Here is a 3,231-nt window from a genome sequence, read left to right as displayed (position 1 = left end):
TCTTTAGTCGGCTTTAATTTTACTTTGAGCACTTTAACACAGGACTTTGTCTGTTCTTTTTTCACTCGCTTCACCTCTCTCCTGCAAACGAACGTATGTTCTTTTATTTAATTTTATTATATCACTCCGTCAACGGAAAGGCTAGAGAAATGTATACTTATTTTTAAAAGAAAAAGAAAAAGAAGACAAAACAATCAGACATTTATCTCAATGTACGCTCTCATCCCACGATTAAAACCGTGGGCTTTCACGCTTGATAGTTCTGTAATCCACTTGAGAAAACAATGTGGGCCGCATGAGGATCATAAAAGAAATTAAACTCTGCTGCGCTGGTTGTGTTCCCGCCTTTTAAGCCACCACCCATCAAAGATATACAGTCAATCTTTTCCAGTAAATGCGGATAACTCTTGATTAAGAGCGCCAGATTAGTTAAAGGGCCTGTGGCTACAATGGTCACTTTCTCGTCTGCTTCAGACAAAAGGGTCACATAAGATTCCATGGCTGTCTGCTCAGACAAAGGAGCCAAGTCAGTCAATTCCACTCCCCCAAAGCCATTTTCTCCATGTACTTCTGCCGCAAAGTGAGGGTCACAAATTAAAGGGCCGGATGCTCCTTTTGCGATGGGAACGTCCACTCCAAGCACTTTCACCAAGCCTCTTGCATTTTTCGTCGTATGTTCCACTGTCACATTCCCGGCTACCGTATGAATAGCCCGCACATCTAAATCATCCTCTAAAAAAGCCATCGCTATCGCAAAGGCATCATCTACTCCCGGATCACAATCCAATATAATCGGTCGTTTTTTCCACTCATTCATTCTTGTATCCCCCTTTGTCATTTAAAGAAAGTATAGCATGAAAATACTGTATCAAATGAGAATCTTGTTACTTTCATAAAATAGGCTTTCTTTTAAAGGGTAGTCAGGGTAAAATAAAGGCTAATACAGCTTGAGAAAGGGCTAACAAATGGCTATCCAACACAACTTATTACGAAACCTAAGATTCGAATACGGGAAAGTAACCTATACGGAAGAAGACCCTATATACACATACGTTATATCTTTTGAGTACACAGCGGCACCTTCTCTTCTAACAATCACTTATGACGAAAAGCGCTCTACAGTTTCTGTCGTTATGACTTATATTGAAAACTTCGTCACCTTGGCTAAAAATGATTTACGGAAAACCTATCAGATTCTTATGTATCTGGATGTCTTCTATGCCACACCGACTGTATCGACCGAAAATGGAAACATGATTTTAACGAACACATACACTTTCGAACCGGGTGACTTTGATTATAAAACCTTCAGCGGTTACCTTTCCACTATCGAAAAGATGACACATGAAGTGAACCATATGTTGTCAACCAAAGACTTTGAATCGGATGAATACCAGAATACTATTTACGGTGGTGGGATGTTTGAACTCATGACTTGGGATTTAGAGGATTAACGACACATAAAAGCTTCAAACTCATTTTGATAGGAGTTTGAAGCTTTTTTGAGTGTTTATCTTTTTTCTTTGTGTCCTTCTTTAAGTAAATCATTTATTTGTTTAACAGGATTAAAAGTAGACAACGGCACTTCTACGAATACTGTATTCCAGTTGTGCATCGCCCCATTCCAAAGGCCTGGATGCTCAAGGGCCTTTAAGGGACGGCCTTCATGTGTCTTTTCACTGATGAAGTACCGGTCTTCGTTTACAAAATCAAGAAGGTTATACTTTTCACCTTTATAATTATTTGTGAAACAAACCAAATCTACAGGGTTAAAGTATTCCGAGTTGCTAAGAATAGCTTCTTGGCTTTCATCATTTAAATTGATCTCTGCTTTTTCAAGTATTTGTAAATCTGTATACTCCCCATTGTCCACGACATAAGGGCCTCCACCCGGTTCCCCTTGGTTCTTCACGACACCTGCCACTCGAAGCGGTCGGTCCAGGAAGGCGAGCGCTTTTTCTTTTGTCATGTCCGTCTTCAAAGTGATATTCAATCGGTCTTTGATAAATGAGCTGATTTCATCCAAGTCATATTCATCCGACTGCAACTGTTGAATATAGGTGTCTATTTGCTTTTTCACTTCCAAGCCTATAGAAGCCAGCATTTTTTTCGAAGAAATTGTTTCTTCAATGCGACTTTGATGCGTGACATTATCAATATTTTTTATAAATATAATGTCCTCTGGGCGATCATTTAGGTTATTGATTAACGCACCATGGCCCCCCGGTCTATACAAAATCTCTCCGTTATCTAAATAGAAAGGCTCGTTGTTTAAATCAACCGCCATGGTATCCGTATCCTCTTCTTGGTGAGAATACGTGATTGATACGTGAGGCTTGTCAGCTAAAACCTTTCTAATATAGGTATTAAATTCATCCTCGTGCTTTTTAGATATCGTAAAGTGCAAGGTGACATTTTCAGAATCTAAATACCGTTCGCCTTCATAAATATGCTCTTCTATAGGTGTCTTTATCGTTTGACCATAATTATGAAATGGGAGAAGGACTTTTGGAGTGTCACCATAATTCATATCATTGAGCAATTTATTCGCAATGAGTAGCCGATCTTCTAATTTGTCGGTATCTAGCTCGTTTAAATCAACATAGGATTCTAAGACCTCATAAAAAGCAAAGGATTTAAGGTTATCAAAAAAAGTATTGACGAACGCCGTATTTTCTTTATCCTCTAAAAAGGTATAAAGGTCTTTGAACATACGAGTCGCTGCTCCACTAGCAGGAATAAACTTCGTCATACTGTAGCCGTTAAAGTCTACGTCAGACTCTTTTGCTGGTGTCAGTTCTTTTTTTGTAACGGCTGAGGCAATCGGAACGTATTGCACCCCTTTTTTAAACTTTTCAATTGTATCTTCCACTTTCATTCTCCTTTATTCCTTTTAGACTATATTACGTCAATTTTAACATAAGTGACGAGAAAAGTTGATTAAAAGGAGAAAATAAAATAATCAGGACAACACTCTTTCCATGTAAACTGTATTATTTGAGGTTCCCTCCACAACTTCGAAGTCATGTTTTTCAAAAAAAGCGAGAGCTCGTTCGTTGAACTCATCTAATTCGATGTGTACTTTTTTCTTTCCTTTCTTACGGGCTACTTGGATACATTTATCCAGAAGCTTTTGGGCTAATCTTTGCCCTAGATAATCGGTTGACACTCCCACAGCTAAAGCAGTGGGATTCTTAAGTGCTTTGTCGAACGCAGGCCATTTCTGTTTTG

At 38.7% G+C, this 3,231-nt stretch carries 4 protein-coding genes; 1 reads left to right on the top strand and 3 read right to left on the bottom strand.

Going from position 1 to position 3,231, the window contains the following annotated elements; all coding sequences use genetic code 11:
- Positions 1-247 precede the first annotated feature (247 nt).
- Complete coding sequence (locus tag ABDZ53_RS11820; RefSeq protein ID WP_343756779.1) at positions 248-817, bottom strand: nucleoside hydrolase; 570 nt, start codon at positions 815-817, stop codon at positions 248-250.
- A 148-nt stretch (positions 818-965) separates the two neighbouring features.
- Between ABDZ53_RS11820 and ABDZ53_RS11815 the strand changes: the two genes are divergently transcribed.
- Positions 966-1,454, top strand: coding sequence for a hypothetical protein (locus ABDZ53_RS11815; RefSeq protein ID WP_343756777.1), 489 nt, complete (start codon positions 966-968; stop codon positions 1,452-1,454).
- Positions 1,455-1,510: 56 nt separating this feature from the next.
- Here the strand turns inward: ABDZ53_RS11815 and ABDZ53_RS11810 are convergent, their stop codons facing one another.
- A complete protein-coding gene (locus ABDZ53_RS11810; RefSeq protein WP_343756775.1) occupies positions 1,511-2,872 on the bottom strand; it encodes a DUF4301 family protein in 1,362 nt (453 codons plus the stop codon).
- Between the two features lie 90 nt (positions 2,873-2,962).
- On the bottom strand, positions 2,963-3,231 hold a 269-nt coding region (locus ABDZ53_RS11805; RefSeq protein ID WP_343756773.1), incomplete at its 5' end, for a GNAT family N-acetyltransferase.

The sequence above is a fragment of the Alkalibacterium iburiense genome, assembly GCF_039521845.1.
GTDB lineage: Bacteria > Bacillota > Bacilli > Lactobacillales > Carnobacteriaceae_A > Alkalibacterium > Alkalibacterium iburiense.
This window is presented reverse-complemented; position numbering and strand designations above follow the sequence as displayed.

What these genes read in the sequence shown, in the direction of transcription:
- ABDZ53_RS11820 (WP_343756779.1), bottom strand. Translation starts at nt 817, where the DNA reads ATGAATGAGTGGAAAAAACGACCGATTATATTGGATTGTGATCCGGGA.
- ABDZ53_RS11815 (WP_343756777.1), top strand. Translation starts at nt 966, where the DNA reads ATGGCTATCCAACACAACTTATTACGAAACCTAAGATTCGAATACGGG.